This window comes from Roseomonas chloroacetimidivorans (genome assembly GCF_049629625.1).
In the GTDB taxonomy this organism is placed as follows: domain Bacteria; phylum Pseudomonadota; class Alphaproteobacteria; order Acetobacterales; family Acetobacteraceae; genus Roseomonas; species Roseomonas chloroacetimidivorans.
Genome location: NZ_JBNBZS010000003.1, coordinates 39,296 through 53,588, shown reverse-complemented (window position 1 = coordinate 53,588; position 14,293 = coordinate 39,296). Strand labels below are relative to the sequence as shown.

Genomic DNA, 14,293 nt, shown 5'->3' with positions numbered 1-14,293 from the left:
CGTTAAGCCGCCGGGAGCCGAGTCTGCGAGAGGTCGCCCATGCCCCGTCCGAAGCCCGTCATGCTCGCTATCCTCGATGGCTGGGGTTGGCGGGAGGACAGCACGGACAATGCGGTGGCCCAGGCGAATACGCCGACTTTCGACTCCCTCTGGGCTTCCTGCCCCCGTGCCTTCCTGCGGACCTGTGGCCCGGACGTCGGCCTGCCCGAGGGACAGATGGGCAATTCCGAGGTTGGCCACCTGAATATTGGCGCGGGCCGGATCGTGATGCAGGACCTGCCGCGCATCGGTTCCGCCATCGCCAATGGCACCCTGGCCGGCCTGCCGCCGGTGGTCGAACTCGGCGAGAAGCTGCACGCCACGGGCGGCACACTGCATCTCTGCGGCCTTGTCTCCCCGGGCGGCGTGCACGCCCATCAGGATCACGCCCTCGCCCTCGCGCGGATTTTCACGATCAAGGGCATTCCCGTCGTCATCCACGCCTGGACCGATGGCCGCGACACTCCGCCCAAGGACGCCGCGACGACCCTGCCCGCCTTCGAGGCCGAGTTGCCCGAGGGCGCCCGCATCGCGACTGTCACCGGCCGCTACTTCGCCATGGACCGCGACAACCGGTGGGAACGCGTCTTCCAGGCCTGGCGCGCCATGGTGCTGGCCGAGGGTGGTTCGGCCGCCAGCGTGGCCGAGGCGGTGACGGCGGCCCATGCGGCCGGCAAGACCGACGAGTTCATCCCCGCCACCATCCTGCCGGGCTACCAGGGCATGAAGGACGGCGACGCGCTGCTCTGCTTCAACTTCCGCGCGGACCGGGTACGCCAGATCCTGGCCGCCCTGCTCGACCCCGCCTTCGACGGCTTCGAGCGTCCGCGCCTGCCGAAGTTCTGCGGCGCCCTGGGCATGACCGAGTATTCCGAGGATCTGAATCCGCTCCTGGGTACGATCTTCCCGCCGCAATCCATGGTGGACCTGCTTGGCCCCACCGTCTCGCTGGCCGGTATGACGCAGCTTCGCATGGCGGAAACCGAGAAATACCCGCACGTCACCTACTTCCTGAACGGCGGCGACGAGACGCCCTCTCCGGGCGAGGAGCGGATCATGGTCCCCTCCCCCAAGGTGGCGACCTATGACCTGAAGCCCGAAATGTCCGCGCCGGAACTGGCGGAGAAGGCCGAAGCCGCCATCCGCTCCGGCAAGTTCGACATGATCGTGCTGAACTTCGCCAACGCGGACATGGTGGGCCATACGGGCAGCCTTCAGGCCGCCATCAAGGCCTGCGAGGCGGTGGATGCCGGGCTGGGTCGCATCGTCGCCGCCATCAGGGACATGGGCGGCGCGCTGCTGGTCACCGCGGACCATGGCAATGCCGAGATGATGAAGGATCCTGTCACCGGCGGGCCGCACACCGCGCATACGCTGAATCGCGTGCCCGTTCTGTTGGTGAACGGCCCAGCGGGCACGGCGCTGCATGACGGGCGGCTGGCGGATCTGGCGCCGACCATGCTGGCGTTGCTTGGGCTGCCCCAGCCGAAGGCCATGACGGGCGAAAGCCTGATGGAAGCCCCGAAGAGGTGAGGCGCTGCGGGCGCAGCGCCGCGCCCCACCGCCCGCCGGGCATCTCCAGGGGGCCGGCCGGCGGAACCTTGCTGATGCGGGCGGGGCTGGCCGCCCTGCTGCTATGGCCTGCCCTGGCCCCCGCCCAGCAGCCCGATCGCCATAGTCTGGGCGAGGCAGAGCGGGCCGCCCGCGGGGCGCGGGGCGAGGCTGCCGCCATCGCCCGTGACGCACGGGAGGCCGAGGCGGCGGAAGCGGCACTGGCCCGCCGCCGGGCGGAGGCTGGCCGCCGGGCCGTGGCCGCCGAGGAGGCGCTGGCCGAAGCGCAATCCCGCCTTGATGCCGCCCAGGCCGCCCGCGACGAGGCGGAAGCCGACCTGACCCGCCGGGCCGAGGCGCTCGCACCGCTGATCCCCGCCATGCGCCGGCTGGGGCTGTGGCCGGCCGAAACGCTGCTCGTCGTCCCCGCCCCGCCGGAGGAGGCGCTGCGCGGGGCGCTGGTGCTGCGCGGCCTGGCCCGCCGGCTAGCGCGGGAAGCCGCCGAGTACCGGGCGGCGCGGGAGGAGGCCGCCCGCGCCGCGGTAAGGCTGGATAATGAGCGGGCACGTCTGGCGGCCGCCCGCCTGGCCGCGCGGGAGGCGGAGGTGGCGGTCGAGGCGGCACTGGCCGAGGCGCGGGCGCGGCGCGAGGCTGCGCGGGATGCCGAGGTCGCCGCCACCCGCCGTGCCGCCGCGGCAGCGGCCAAGGCCCGCGACCTGCGCAGCGCGGTGGAGCAGCTGGAAAAGGAGGCCAAGGCGCGCGAGGCTCGTGAGCGTGCCGAGGCAGAGCGGGAGCAGGCGGCCCGCGAGCGCGCCGCCCGGGAACAGGCCACCCGGGAACAGGCCGCGCGGGATGCGGACCGGGATGCGGCCCGAGAGGCAGCCGAGGCAGCGCGCGAGCGGACGCGGGAGGCGGCGGCGAGCCAGCCCCGCCCATCCAGGGGAGCCCCGGTGGCCGGGGTGGTCCAGCGCGATTTCGGTGAACGCGGCGCCACCGGCCAGACCTGGGCCGCCCCGTCCGGCGCGCGGGTGGTCAGCCCCTGCAGTGGGCGGGTGGTTTTTGCCGGTCCGTTCCGCTCCTACGGACGGATGTTGATTGTGGATTGCGGCGGCGGGTACCATTTTGTCCTGGCCGGCCTGGACCGGCTGGATGCGGATACGGGGCAGCGCGTGCTGGCCGGGGAAGCGGTGGGAACACTTGGTAACGGCGAAGGATTTGGCGGGGGGCGTGCCTCCCTCTACCTTGAGTTACGTCGCGGTGGCCGGGCCGTGGACCCCGGGAGCTGGACGGCCCGGGGCTAGCCCCCTCGGCCATGCCGGTTCCGGATTGTGTAGCCGTTTGGCAGGGGCCGGGCGGCAAAGGATTTCAAGCGCCGCGGCTGGGCTGCGGCAGAGGGGTGTCTGACGGATGCGTGATTCTGCTGGACAGTCGGATAAGCCCCGTTTCCGGGCACGGATGCTGGCCTCGGTGGCGGCGGCCTTCGTGGCCGGCGCGGTAGCCGGCCCCGTGGTGACGGCCTGGGCGCAGGACGGGTCCCGGGCTGAGACCTACCGGCTGCTGAACCTTTTCGGCGATGTCTTCGAACGCGTGCGGGCCGAGTATGTGGAGCCCGTGAACGACCGCGAGGTCATCGAGAACGCCATCAACGGCATGCTCACGGGGCTCGATCCCCACTCCTCCTACATGAATGTCCGCAATTTCCGCGACATGCAGGTGCAGACCCGCGGGGAGTTTGGCGGCCTCGGCATCGAGGTGAGCCAGGAGGCGGGCTATGTGAAGGTGATCTCGCCGATCGACGACACGCCCGCTGCCCGGGCCGGCGTGAAGCCCGGTGACCTGATCACCCATATCAACGACAAGACCACCCAGGGCCTGACCCTGCAGGAAGCCGTGGACCAGATGCGGGGTGAGCGGGGCAGCTCGATCCGCCTGACCATCCGGCGCGAGGGCACGGCCGCCCCGGTCGACATCTCCCTGGTGCGCGACGTGATCCGCCCGCAGGTGGTGCGCGCGCGGCTGGAGCAGGGCGACATCGCCTATATCCGCCTGACCTCTTTCAACGAGCGGACTGAGTCAGGGCTCCGCCAGGCGCTCAACACCCTCCGTTCCCAGGCGCGGGACGGGCTCAAGGGCATCGTTCTCGACCTGCGCAACAACCCGGGCGGGCTGTTGGACCAGGCGATCCAGGTTTCCGACGACTTCCTCGACCAGGGCGAGATCGTCTCGACCCGCGCCCGCCGGCCCGAGGACGCGCAGCGCTGGAATGCCCGCCCCGGCGACATCAGCAGCGGCCTGCCGGTGGTGGTGCTGGTCAATGCCGGCTCCGCCTCGGCCTCCGAAATCGTCGCCGGCGCGTTGCAGGACCATCGCCGCGCGATCGTCATGGGCGTGAAGAGCTTCGGCAAGGGCTCGGTGCAAACCGTCATGCCGCTGCCCGGCAATGGCGCGATCCGGCTGACCACGGCGCGCTACTACACGCCTTCCGGCCGCTCCATCCAGGCGACCGGCATCCAGCCGGATATCGAGGTGTTGGCCCAGCGGGAGGATGCGGAGCAGAACCGCCACCGCGACCGTGAGGCAGACCTGAACCGCGCCCTGCGCAACGACAATGGCGAGCGGGCCCAGGGGGCCAGTGTCCGCCCACCCGCGCCGTTGCCGCCGCTGGCGCTGCCCGCCGGTGCGCTGGAGCGGGTGCAGCGGACGCCGCCCGAGGGCGCGCCCGCCTTCGACCCGACCAAGCCGGAGACGGATCACCAGCTCCAGCAGGCGGTCGGGCTGCTGCACAGCATCGCGGCCACCCCGGTGCAGCGCCGGGCCAGCCGCTGATCGCGACAGGACGCCGACGCCAGGGATGAAGGCGCTCGGCGTCTTCTGGCTGCTGGTCCTGGCCGGGCTCGGGGCGGGTGCCTTTGCCCTGCAATGGCTGGGGCCACCAGAGGGTGGAGTTCCGCCCTCGCTGACCCGTGCGCCGATGCAGGCAAGCCGGGGCCCGGGAACGCCCGGCCTGGCGCCCCAGCCGCCCTCTGCTTCCGCCATACCGCCCCCCGCCGCGAACGCGGTGCCCTCCCCGGCAGTCTCAACGGCCCTGGCGGAGCCTCCCGCTCCCCTATCCTCTGTGACGCAGCCCGTGCCGGCCGCGGCGCCGATGCCCCCGCCTGAGCGGGTGGCCAGCGTGGCGCCCAGCCCGGCGCCGGTTCCCCCGCCCCCGCCACCTGTCAGGGCCGAGGCCCTGCCACGCGCGCCGGAGCCGCCGCCGCTCGCTGCCGCTCCCCCGCGTGCGGAGCCCCCTTCCCGCCCCACGCCGCCACCTGACCCAGCGCTCGAGGAACCGTCCCGCTACGGGCCGTTGCCGCGCGTCGGTCCGGATGGGCGAACGCCGGTCCGGACCTATGCCCGTCCCTTCGACCGGACGGACACGCGACCGCGCATTGCGCTGGTGGTCGGGAATCTCGGCCTTTCCACCTTCTTCTCCGAGGAGGCGATCCGGCGCCTGCCGCCGGCGGTGGGACTGGCCTTCTCCCCCTATGCGACCTGGCCGGACCCGCTGCTGGAACTCGCCCGGGAACGGGGCATGGAGTTGCTCAGCGCCCTGCCGCTGGAGCCAGCCAACTACCCGAACAATGATCCGGGAGACCGCGCCCTGCTCACCTCCCTGCCGCGGTCCGAGAATCTGGACCGGCTGGAATGGGTGCTGTCACGCATAGGCGGACAGGTTGGGGCGGTGGGCGCGCTCGGGCCGATGCGGGGGGAACGCTTCGCTGCCCTGCCGGAGACCATCGGCGCGGTGCAGGACGCCCTGCGGGGCCGGGGGCTGCTCTATATCGATCCGCGTCCGGGCGCCCCTTCCCCCGCCCGCGCCTGGGGCCGCGCCGTGGATCTGGTGGTGGACGAGCCGGCGACGCGGGGCGAGATCGACCGCCGGCTGGAGGAGCTGGAGCGTATCGCGCGGGATCGGGGATCGGCGCTGGGGCTTGCCGCCGATGCCTCGCCCGTGCTCGTGGACCGCGTGGTCGCCTGGTTCACCGGGCTGGAAGCGCGGGGGCTGGTACTGGCGCCCGTGACCGCGCTGACCAAGCGGCCCGAGGACATCCCACGCAACGCGAGCGCCCCATGACCCTTCTGCCGCTGCGTCCCAATGTCGGGGCCTGCCTGTTCAACCGCGACGGACTCGTCCTGGTCGCCCGCCGCGCCGACCTGCCGGCCGGGGAGGCTGCGTCCGGCGCCTGGCAGCTTCCGCAGGGCGGGCTGGATGAGGGCGAGGACCCGGAGGCCGCCGTTCTGCGCGAGTTGTCGGAGGAGATCGGCACCAGCAACGCGGTGGTGATGGGCCGGATGGCGGAATGGCTGGACTATGACCTGCCCGCCCATCTGGTCGGCAAGGCGCTGGGCGGGCGCTATCGCGGGCAGACGCAGCTATGGTTCGCCCTGCGCTTCCTGGGCGACGATTCCGAAATCCGCCTGGACGCCGATAAGCACCAGGAATTCGATGCCTGGCGCTGGGCCCCGCTGTCGGACCTGCCGTCGATCGCCGTCCCCTTCCGCCGGCCGATCTATGAGCGGCTGGCGCGGGACTTCGCGCGCTTCGCCGTGCCGGGCTAAAAGCCCGTCAGCCCGCGCTGGTGAAGGCCTGGGCCATGGCGCGCCACATCTCCTTGCGGTTGTATTCCCAGTCCAGCGGCAAGCCTCGATGCAGCTTGCCGTCTTTCCTTGCCACGCCGGGCTCGCTGACCAGCCAGGAATAGCGGTCCACCAGGCCCCAGGTGAGGAAGGTCTTCACTCCCGCCTCGATAGCGGCACCCATGAAGGCGGCGGCTCGCTCGGCCACGAGCCGGTCGCGGGCCGCATAGTCGTCCGGCACCTTGGTCGCTTCGCGGATATCGAGTTCCGTGATCAGCACGGACAGACCGAGCGAGCGCAGGGCGCGAATGAAGTCGCCGAAGACCTGCGGGTTGAAGGGACGGTCCATCTGTAGATGGGCCTGGATGCCCACCGCATCGATCGGCACGCGCCGGTTCACCAGGTCCCGCACCAGAGAGAGCAGACGGCGGCGCTTCTCCGTGGCCCAGGGTGTGTCCTCTTCCACCCCGTACTCATTCAGGGTCAGGCGCAGGGTCGGGTCCTGCTCCCGCGCCAGGCGAAAGGCTGTTTCGATGTAAGAGGGACCCAGGGCCCGGAGGAAGGGGCTGTCGCGCAGCTCGCCTGTGGCCTGGGGGGTGTCGCTGCCCGGGGGGTCGGCGATCACCTCATTCGCCACGTCCCAGTCCCGGATCCTCGGGCGGTAATAGGTGAGAACGCGGGTGATATGGGTCGCCATCACGGCACGGGCGCGGTCCGGGCCCTGCGAAAGCGCCTGGACCGCCCAGTCCGGGAAGGAGTCGTGCCAGACCAGGGCATGGCCGCGGGTGGGGCGGCCGCGCGCCTGGCCCCATTGCACGATGGCGTCCAGCAGCCGGAAGTCGAACTCTCCCTCCTTGGGCTGGAGGGTGGCCCATTTACCCTCGAACTCCGGCACCAGCAGGCCGGCTTCCCGGGTGAAGGCTTCCTCATAGGCCTTGTCGGTGGCGAGGAGGTTCGCCTGCACGGCAGCGCCGAAGCCGAAGCCACGGTCGCGCGCGATCTGCCAGAGGCCCGGAGGCGGGTTGGCCGGATTGCCGGTGGGCTGCTGGGCGCCGGCGCGGGCAGCGACCGCGCCGGCCAGCGCACTGCCGACGAAAAGGCGCCGGGATGTTCCCCCGGCCCTGTATGTCGGGGGAACTGCCATCTCAGGCCGCTGCCTTCGCGGGAGCGTTCTCGTTCGCCGCGCGGGTCAGGGCCTGGCGGTATTTCTCGCGCCGCCATTGCAACAGCTTCCAGGCACCCTTCGCGGCGATGTCGGAAAGGCGGCCGCGCGGCTCCAGCCCGACGGATTTGAAGATCATGCCCATGCCGCGCTCGATATGGTTGAAGCGGTAGAAGGACATGGCCCGGCCCATATAGCCGGTGATGCAGCGCTCATGGTCGTAGGGCGTGCTCGCCGACTCGTTGCCGCAATGGAAGGCATAGGCGAGCTCGTCATCTTCGGATTCGCCGATACGGCCGGCGGCGACACGCAGCCGCCTGGGGAAGGAGAGCTTCTCGCGAGCCAGATAGCGTTTCATGTGGTCGTAGAAGAGCTTGAAGTGCCGGTACTCATCCGCCGCGATATGCTTGCAGACCTGCTTGAGCACAGGTTCCTGCGTGCTGTCACCCAGGGCGGTGTAGTAGGAGGAGGTTCCGGTCTCGACCATGCAGCGGGCGATCAGCTCGCCAGTGCGGGAGCCGCGGATGGAGGCGTCGGCCTTCACATCGATCTTGTAGCCTGCACGGTAACGGTCGAAGGCTTCATCGAAGGACCAGCCGGGATCGGCCATCTCGCCCCAGCGGCCGAGCGCGTCCCCGTGCTGCACCTCCTCCACGGCCCAATTGTCAGCCGCCTGGCGAAAGTCGGGATCGCCGACGAAGACGTTGTTCAGGTAGACGGCGTAGTCGACGCCGTTCTTCTCGACCAGCGCGGCGGCCTTCACAAGCGGCACGATCTCGGGATCGACCTTGGAAGGGTCGAAGCGGTCCCAGGGGATCTGGTCGAGGGTCCAGTGCTTCATGCATTCCGTCTTCTGATGGGGCGCCCCCCGGATAGGGCCAAGCCGATTCCCCATTTGCCGGTCCCGGGGTGCCGCTTTCAAGTCCCGCGCGGGTTCAATCCCTCGCGCCCGCTTGTCGCCTCTTAGCTCTAAACTTCAAATGAGATGCGCCCGAGGTCGGGGACCTCGGGCGCAACATCTCGGAACGAGCCGGGGCCTTCCGCCCCTTCCCTCACGCCGCCTGAGCGGCGTCCTGCATGGCACGGGCAGCCATCACGCGGTCCATGGCCTTCTCCCGCACCTCCGGCGCGTCATTGGCAGCGGCGGCCAGAGCGGCCTCCGCCTCAGCCACGCGCTGGGCCGCGCTGGCCTTGGAGAGGGTGGCGACCGGGGTGGCCTCGTCAGCCAGCACGGTCACGCGGGTCGGGGTGATCTCCGCGAAGCCGCCCATGATGAAGAGCTGCTCGGTCTCGCGGCCGTCCTCCGTCACCCGGATGATGCCGCCCTTGAGGGCGACGATCATCGGGGAGTGGTTCGGAAGCACGCCCATGTCGCCCTCGACCGCCGGGATGACGGCCATCTCGACGGGGCGCGAGAGGAGCAGGCGCTCCGGGCTGACCAGTTCGAGGTCGAAGGTTGCCATGAAGCTTACGCCGCGACCTTGAGGGTCTCGGCCTTCTTCACGGCCTCCTCGATGGTGCCGACCATGTAGAAGGCGGCCTCGGGAAGGTGGTCGTACTCGCCGGCCACGATGCCCGCGAAGCTGCGGATGGTGTCCTCAAGCTTCACGAAGACGCCCGGCGTGCCGGTGAAGACCTCGGCCACATGGAAGGGTTGGGAGAGGAAGCGCTGGATCTTGCGCGCGCGCGCCACGATCAGCTTGTCCTCTTCCGAGAGCTCATCCATGCCCAGGATCGCGATGATGTCCTGCAGCGACTTGTAGGTCTGCAGGACGCGCTGCACCTCGCGGGCCACGCGGTAGTGCTCCTCGCCCACCACGCGCGGGTCGAGCGCGCGGGAGGTGGAGTCCAGCGGGTCCACGGCCGGGAAGATGCCCAGCTCGGCGATCGAGCGGTTCAGCACCGTCGTCGCGTCAAGATGCGCGAAGGAGGTGGCCGGGGCCGGGTCGGTCAGGTCGTCGGCCGGCACGTAGATGGCCTGCACCGAGGTGATCGAGCCCTTCTTCGTGGAGGTGATGCGCTCCTGCAGCGCGCCCATGTCCGTGGACAGGGTCGGCTGATAGCCCACCGCGGAAGGGATGCGGCCCAGCAGAGCCGACACTTCGGCGCCCGCCTGGGTGAAGCGGAAGATGTTATCGATGAAGAAGAGCACGTCCTGGCCCTGCTCATCGCGGAAGTATTCCGCCATGGACAGGCCGGAGAGGGCGACGCGGGCGCGGGCGCCCGGCGGCTCGTTCATCTGGCCATAGACCAGCGCCACCTTGGAGCCGGCGGTGTCGTTCTCGTTGAGCTTGATGACGCCGGCGTCGATCATCTCGTGATAGAGGTCGTTGCCCTCGCGGGTGCGCTCACCCACGCCGGCGAAGACCGACACGCCGCCATGACCCTTGGCGATGTTGTTGATCAGTTCCTGGATAGTCACCGTCTTGCCGACGCCGGCGCCGCCGAAGAGGCCGATCTTGCCGCCCTTCAGGTAGGGGGCGAGCAGGTCGATGACCTTGATGCCCGTCACCAGGATCTCGGCCGCGGTGGCCTGGTCCTCGAAGGAGGGGGCTTCGCGGTGAATGGTGTAGGACTTCTCGGCGGGGACCGGGCCGCGCTCGTCGATCGGCTCGCCGATGACGTTCACGATGCGGCCCAGCGTGCCCTCACCGACGGGCACGGAGATGCCCTTGCCCGTGTCCACCACCTCGGTGCCGCGGACGAGGCCGTCCGTGGTGTCCATGGCGATGCAGCGCACGGTGCGCTCGCCGAGCTCCTGCGCCACTTCCAGCACCAGGGTGCGGTCGCCGACCTGGGTGGTCAGCGCGTTCAGGATGAAGGGCAGCTCGGAGGGGAACTGCACGTCCACGACGGCGCCGAGGACCTGGGTGACCTTGCCGACGTTGTTCTTCATGGGGATTGGCTCCTCAGACCGCCTCGGCACCGGAGATGATCTCGATCAGCTCCTTGGTGATGTTGGCCTGTCGCGTGCGGTTATAATTCAGGGTCAGCCGGTTGATCATGTCGCCGGCGTTGCGGGTGGCGTTGTCCATGGCCGTCATCTGACTTCCGTAGAAGCCGGCCTGGTTCTCCAGCAGCGCGCGATAGATCTGGATGGCGAGGTTCTTCGGCAGCAGCGCCGCCAAAAGCTCCTCCTCGCCCGGCTCATATTCGTAGAGGGCCGGCAGCTCGCCCGCAGGGGCGGCGGCCGTGTCATTCTCCGGCAGCGCCGCCGGGATCAGGCGCTGTTCGCTCGCCACCTGGCTGATGACGCTCTGGAAGCGGTTGTAGATCAGCGTGCAAACGTCGAACTCGCCAGCTTCCAGCATTGCCGTGATGCGGGCGGCGATCTCATCGGCCTGCTCGAAGCCGATGCGCTTGACGTTGTGGTAGCTGATGTCGCCGATGAAACGGCTGGCGAACTCGCGGCGCAGATAGGCCGCGCCCTTGCGGCCCACCGTCAGCAGCTTCACCGTCTTGCCCTCGGCCTCCAGCGCACGGATGCGGGCGCGCGCGAAGCGGCCGGCATTCGTGTTGAAGGGGCCGGAGAGACCGCGCTCGGCAGTCACCACGACCAGCAGGTGGACCTGATCGCGCCCCGTGCCGATCAGCATCTGCGGCGCATCGGGGCTGCCCGCCACCGCGGCGCCGAGGGAGGCGAGCATGCGCTCCATCCGCTGGGCATAGGGCCGCGCCGCCTCTGCTTGCGCCTGAGCGCGACGCAGCTTGGCGGCGGCGACCATCTTCATCGCCTGCGTGATCTTGCGCGTGGACTTCACGCTGTTGATGCGACCACGCAGGTCCTTGAGGCTGGCCATGGAGGTGTCTCCGGTCCTCCCGCGTCAGCCGAAGGTCTTGGCGAAGCCGTCGAGGAACGCAGCCAGCGCCTTGTCGGTGTCGCCGGAGATCTGGCCCTCCTTGCGGATCGCCTCCAGGATCTCGGGCTTGGCCGCCTTCAGCTCGCCGAGCATGCGGTTCTCGAACTCACCGACGCGGTTCACCGGCACCTTGTCCAGGTAGCCGCGGGTGCCGGCGAAGATCGACACCACCTGCTCCTCCACCGGAACCGGCGCATACTGAGGCTGCTTCAGCAGCTCGGTCAGACGCGCGCCGCGGGCCAGCAGGGCCTGAGTGGAGGCGTCGAGGTCGGAGGCGAACTGAGCGAAGGCCGCCATCTCGCGGTACTGGGCCAGCTCCAGCTTAATCTTGCCGGCGACCTGCTTCATCGCCTTGATCTGCGCCGCCGAGCCCACGCGGGACACCGACAGACCCACATTCACGGCGGGGCGAATGCCCTTAAAGAACAGCTCGGTCTCAAGGAAGATCTGGCCATCCGTGATGGAGATCACGTTGGTCGGGATATAGGCGGACACGTCGCCCGCCTGAGTCTCGATCACCGGCAGCGCGGTCAGAGAGCCGAGGCCCGCGGCCTCACCCATCTTCGCGGCTCGCTCCAGCAGGCGGGAGTGCAGGTAGAACACGTCGCCCGGATAGGCCTCGCGTCCCGGCGGACGGCGCAGCAGCAGCGACATCTGGCGGTAGGCCACGGCCTGCTTGGAGAGGTCATCATAGAAGATGACCGCATGCATGCCGTTGTCACGGAAGAACTCGCCCATGGTGCAGCCCGTGTACGGGGCCAGGAACTGCATCGGGGCCGGGTCGGAGGCCGTGGCGGCCACGACGATGGAGTACTCCATCGCGCCGCGCTCCTCGAGGGTGCGGACGAGCTGGGCGACCGTGGAGCGCTTCTGACCGATCGCGACGTAGATGCAATAGAGCTTCTTGCTCTCATCGCCCTGCGCGTTGATCGGCTTCTGGTTCAGGATCGTGTCGATGATAACGGCGGTCTTGCCGGTCTGGCGGTCGCCGATGATCAGCTCACGCTGGCCGCGGCCGATCGGGATCAGGCTGTCGATCGCCTTGATGCCCGTCTGCATCGGCTCATGCACGGACTTCCGGGGAATGATGCCCGGCGCCTTCACCTCAACGCGGGAGCGCGTGACGTCGGTCAGCGGCCCCTTGCCATCGATCGGGTTGCCGAGGCCATCGACCACGCGGCCGAGCAGGCCCTTGCCAACCGGCACGTCCACGATGGTGCCGGTGCGGGAGACGGTGTCGCCCTCGCGGATGCGGCTGTCATCGCCGAACACCACGATGCCGACATTGTCGGTCTCGAGGTTCAACGCCATGCCGCGCACGCCGGCGGAGGGAAACTCCACCATCTCGCCGGCCATGACGTTCTGCAGGCCGTAGCAACGGGCGATGCCGTCACCGACCGTCAGGACGGTGCCCACCTCGGCCACGTTGGCCTCGGTGTCGAAGCCAGCGATCTGCTGCTTCAGGATGTCGGAAATTTCGGCGGGACGGATGTCCATGGTCAGGCGGCCCCCTTCATGGCGTAGCTCAGGCGCTGGAGCCTGGACTTGATGGAAGTGTCATACAGGCGGGACCCGAGCTTCACGATCAGGCCGCCGAGGATGGATGGGTCCAGCGTCTCGGCAAGCCGGACGTTGGAATAGCCGGCCTCGGTGAGGCGGGCGACGATCTGGGTCCGCTGCGTAGCGGTCAGCGGATGCGCGGTTGTGACCTCGGCAGTCTGCTGCCCGCGCTGCTCGGCGAGCAGGGTGCCGAAGGTAGCGAGAACGGAGGCCAGGTTGGCCAGCCGGCGATTGGCGATGAGCACGCCGACCAAGTTCTTCACCTCGCCGCCGATTCCGGCGCGATCCAGCACAGCGAAGGCACCCCTCTGCTGGGCCTGGGCGTCCAGCCGGGGATCGGCAAGGAAGGCGCGGAAGCCGGCATCGCCCCGGATCAGGGCGGCCAGCTTGTCGACGTTGTCGGCAACGAACTCAACGGACTTGGTGTCCTTGGCCAGCTCCAGCAGGGCGAGGGCGTAGCGCTGCGCCACGCCTCCCGTCTTGGGAGCGAAAGCCTTGTCGGTGGCGGCGGTTTCGGAGGCCACTGGCGATCCCGTTCGAGGGGTTGGTAAGGACCCGGCGGCCCGCTCCGCTCCCGCTGCCGCCACTCTGGCTTCACTGGAGCTTCACGGGCCTGCGCGAGACGCCCGGGAATCCCCCGGCGCTGGCGCGCGCCCCTTACCATGATGCAATGCGACGCAGCAACCGCCCTGGATCGCAACAGAATGGTGCACCGAGGCGGAATTGATGCCGTATTGGCCGGTATTGTCGGGCACCGGTCGATGCAGGACACAACCTAAGATAGGATGCGCGCTGGCCGATGGAACCCTCCCCCGTCTCTGGCGCTTCATATGGGACCGGTGACGGGCGCATAGCGCCCGGCCGGGCCGATCACGACACCCCTCCGGGAGAGGCCAGAATGGACAAGAACAGGACCGACCAGAAGCGGGACGAGACGGGTGAGTGGGTTTCTGACCTCAACCCCGGCGCCACAAGCTCGGCCAAGCAGGACAAGGCTGTCGAGGACACCTTCCCGGCCTCCGATCCCGCGAACATGAACACCGGCGCGACCGGCTTCATCGCCCCGGATGGCGAGGATCTCGGCAAGGCGGCCGATCAGGGCAGCGGCGAGGCCGGTGCCGTCTCGGGCGGCAAGCCTTGAGGCCTGACGGGCGAGGTGGCCGACTTCAGCCGCCACGCCCCCGCGTCTGCGGGTAACTTTCAGATCAATCACGGAGCGCAGGCCATGGCTGATCCCAAGGTCCAGAACACACCGGGTGCGACCTGGCAGCGGGAGACAGGCGGCTGGACCGAGGGGGTCCAGCCCGGGGTTGGACGGGGCGCCGAGCTTGACGAGTCCCTGAAAGACGGCGTCCCGGAGTCCGATCCCGCGATGCGGTCGGCGATTCCCGGCTTCGTGGACCGAGCCGATTCGACGGAGGATTTCGTCGAGGGCCCGGGGGTGGCCGAGGCCCGGAACGCCATCGAGGACCTTCCCCGGCAGGGCTAGCGGACCGGCCCCGCG

At 69.5% G+C, this 14,293-nt stretch carries 13 protein-coding genes and 1 pseudogene; 7 read left to right on the top strand and 7 right to left on the bottom strand.

Annotated elements, in window-relative coordinates; all coding sequences use genetic code 11:
• Window positions 1-39: 39 nt before the first annotated feature.
• The 5 genes and pseudogenes from gpmI to ACO1BU_RS02455 all read left to right on the top strand — a co-directional run bounded on the left by gpmI (window position 40) and on the right by ACO1BU_RS02455 (window position 6,189).
• Window positions 40-1,572 carry a 2,3-bisphosphoglycerate-independent phosphoglycerate mutase gene (gpmI, locus tag ACO1BU_RS02475; protein WP_424134314.1) on the top strand — a complete coding sequence of 511 codons (1,533 nt, stop codon included), beginning with the start codon at window positions 40-42 and terminating at the stop codon, window positions 1,570-1,572.
• Window positions 1,569-2,891: a murein hydrolase activator EnvC family protein gene (locus ACO1BU_RS02470; protein ID WP_424134313.1), complete on the top strand. Its 1,323-nt coding sequence runs from the start codon at window positions 1,569-1,571 to the stop codon at window positions 2,889-2,891. The genes gpmI and ACO1BU_RS02470 overlap by 4 nt, the downstream gene beginning before the upstream one ends.
• A 154-nt stretch (window positions 2,892-3,045) precedes the next feature.
• On the top strand, window positions 3,046-4,416 hold the full coding sequence (locus tag ACO1BU_RS02465) for a S41 family peptidase (protein ID WP_424134312.1): 1,371 nt from the start codon (window positions 3,046-3,048) through the stop codon (window positions 4,414-4,416).
• Window positions 4,417-4,441: 25 nt separating this feature from the next.
• A pseudogene (locus ACO1BU_RS02460) lies at window positions 4,442-5,599 on the top strand (divergent polysaccharide deacetylase family protein); the annotation flags it as partial.
• Window positions 5,600-5,700: 101 nt separating this feature from the next.
• Window positions 5,701-6,189: an RNA pyrophosphohydrolase gene (locus ACO1BU_RS02455; RefSeq protein WP_424134311.1), complete on the top strand. Its 489-nt coding sequence runs from the start codon at window positions 5,701-5,703 to the stop codon at window positions 6,187-6,189.
• Between the two features lie 7 nt (window positions 6,190-6,196).
• Here ACO1BU_RS02455 and ACO1BU_RS02450 read toward each other — a convergent pair whose 3' ends face one another.
• The 7 genes from ACO1BU_RS02450 to ACO1BU_RS02420 form a co-directional block, all read right to left on the bottom strand.
• Window positions 6,197-7,351 carry an endo-1,4-beta-xylanase gene (locus ACO1BU_RS02450; protein ID WP_424134310.1) on the bottom strand — a complete coding sequence of 385 codons (1,155 nt, stop codon included), beginning with the start codon at window positions 7,349-7,351 and terminating at the stop codon, window positions 6,197-6,199.
• A gap of 1 nt (window position 7,352) precedes the next feature.
• Window positions 7,353-8,210: a ferritin-like domain-containing protein gene (locus ACO1BU_RS02445; RefSeq protein WP_424134309.1), complete on the bottom strand. Its 858-nt coding sequence runs from the start codon at window positions 8,208-8,210 to the stop codon at window positions 7,353-7,355.
• Between the two features lie 211 nt (window positions 8,211-8,421).
• Window positions 8,422-8,832 carry an ATP synthase F1 subunit epsilon gene (atpC, locus tag ACO1BU_RS02440; RefSeq protein ID WP_424134308.1) on the bottom strand — a complete coding sequence of 137 codons (411 nt, stop codon included), beginning with the start codon at window positions 8,830-8,832 and terminating at the stop codon, window positions 8,422-8,424.
• Between the two features lie 5 nt (window positions 8,833-8,837).
• Window positions 8,838-10,265 carry a F0F1 ATP synthase subunit beta gene (gene atpD, locus ACO1BU_RS02435; RefSeq protein ID WP_424134307.1) on the bottom strand — a complete coding sequence of 476 codons (1,428 nt, stop codon included), beginning with the start codon at window positions 10,263-10,265 and terminating at the stop codon, window positions 8,838-8,840.
• A 13-nt stretch (window positions 10,266-10,278) separates the two neighbouring features.
• Complete coding sequence (locus ACO1BU_RS02430; protein WP_424134306.1) at window positions 10,279-11,169, bottom strand: F0F1 ATP synthase subunit gamma; 891 nt, start codon at window positions 11,167-11,169, stop codon at window positions 10,279-10,281.
• Between the two features lie 24 nt (window positions 11,170-11,193).
• Complete coding sequence (gene atpA / locus ACO1BU_RS02425) at window positions 11,194-12,726, bottom strand: F0F1 ATP synthase subunit alpha (protein WP_424134305.1); 1,533 nt, start codon at window positions 12,724-12,726, stop codon at window positions 11,194-11,196.
• A 2-nt stretch (window positions 12,727-12,728) separates the two neighbouring features.
• Window positions 12,729-13,313 carry a F0F1 ATP synthase subunit delta gene (locus ACO1BU_RS02420; protein ID WP_424134304.1) on the bottom strand — a complete coding sequence of 195 codons (585 nt, stop codon included), beginning with the start codon at window positions 13,311-13,313 and terminating at the stop codon, window positions 12,729-12,731.
• 374 nt (window positions 13,314-13,687) lie between these two features.
• Here ACO1BU_RS02420 and ACO1BU_RS02415 point away from each other — a divergent pair, with 374 nt between their 5' ends.
• Both ACO1BU_RS02415 and ACO1BU_RS02410 read left to right on the top strand, forming a co-directional pair.
• On the top strand, window positions 13,688-13,930 hold the full coding sequence (locus ACO1BU_RS02415; protein ID WP_424134303.1) for a hypothetical protein: 243 nt from the start codon (window positions 13,688-13,690) through the stop codon (window positions 13,928-13,930).
• Between the two features lie 84 nt (window positions 13,931-14,014).
• Window positions 14,015-14,278, top strand: coding sequence for a hypothetical protein (locus tag ACO1BU_RS02410; RefSeq protein WP_424134302.1), 264 nt, complete (start codon window positions 14,015-14,017; stop codon window positions 14,276-14,278).
• Window positions 14,279-14,293: the final 15 nt, after the last annotated feature.

Coding starts and splice junctions, on each gene's coding strand:
- gpmI (WP_424134314.1), top strand. CDS start 40: ATGCCCCGTCCGAAGCCCGTCATGCTCGCTATCCTCGATGGCTGGGGT.
- ACO1BU_RS02465 (WP_424134312.1), top strand. CDS start 3,046: ATGCTGGCCTCGGTGGCGGCGGCCTTCGTGGCCGGCGCGGTAGCCGGC.
- ACO1BU_RS02455 (WP_424134311.1), top strand. CDS start 5,701: ATGACCCTTCTGCCGCTGCGTCCCAATGTCGGGGCCTGCCTGTTCAAC.
- ACO1BU_RS02450 (WP_424134310.1), bottom strand. CDS start 7,351: ATGGCAGTTCCCCCGACATACAGGGCCGGGGGAACATCCCGGCGCCTT.
- ACO1BU_RS02445 (WP_424134309.1), bottom strand. CDS start 8,210: ATGAAGCACTGGACCCTCGACCAGATCCCCTGGGACCGCTTCGACCCT.
- atpC (WP_424134308.1), bottom strand. CDS start 8,832: ATGGCAACCTTCGACCTCGAACTGGTCAGCCCGGAGCGCCTGCTCCTC.
- atpD (WP_424134307.1), bottom strand. CDS start 10,265: ATGAAGAACAACGTCGGCAAGGTCACCCAGGTCCTCGGCGCCGTCGTG.
- ACO1BU_RS02430 (WP_424134306.1), bottom strand. CDS start 11,169: ATGGCCAGCCTCAAGGACCTGCGTGGTCGCATCAACAGCGTGAAGTCC.
- atpA (WP_424134305.1), bottom strand. CDS start 12,726: ATGGACATCCGTCCCGCCGAAATTTCCGACATCCTGAAGCAGCAGATC.
- ACO1BU_RS02415 (WP_424134303.1), top strand. CDS start 13,688: ATGGACAAGAACAGGACCGACCAGAAGCGGGACGAGACGGGTGAGTGG.
- ACO1BU_RS02410 (WP_424134302.1), top strand. CDS start 14,015: ATGGCTGATCCCAAGGTCCAGAACACACCGGGTGCGACCTGGCAGCGG.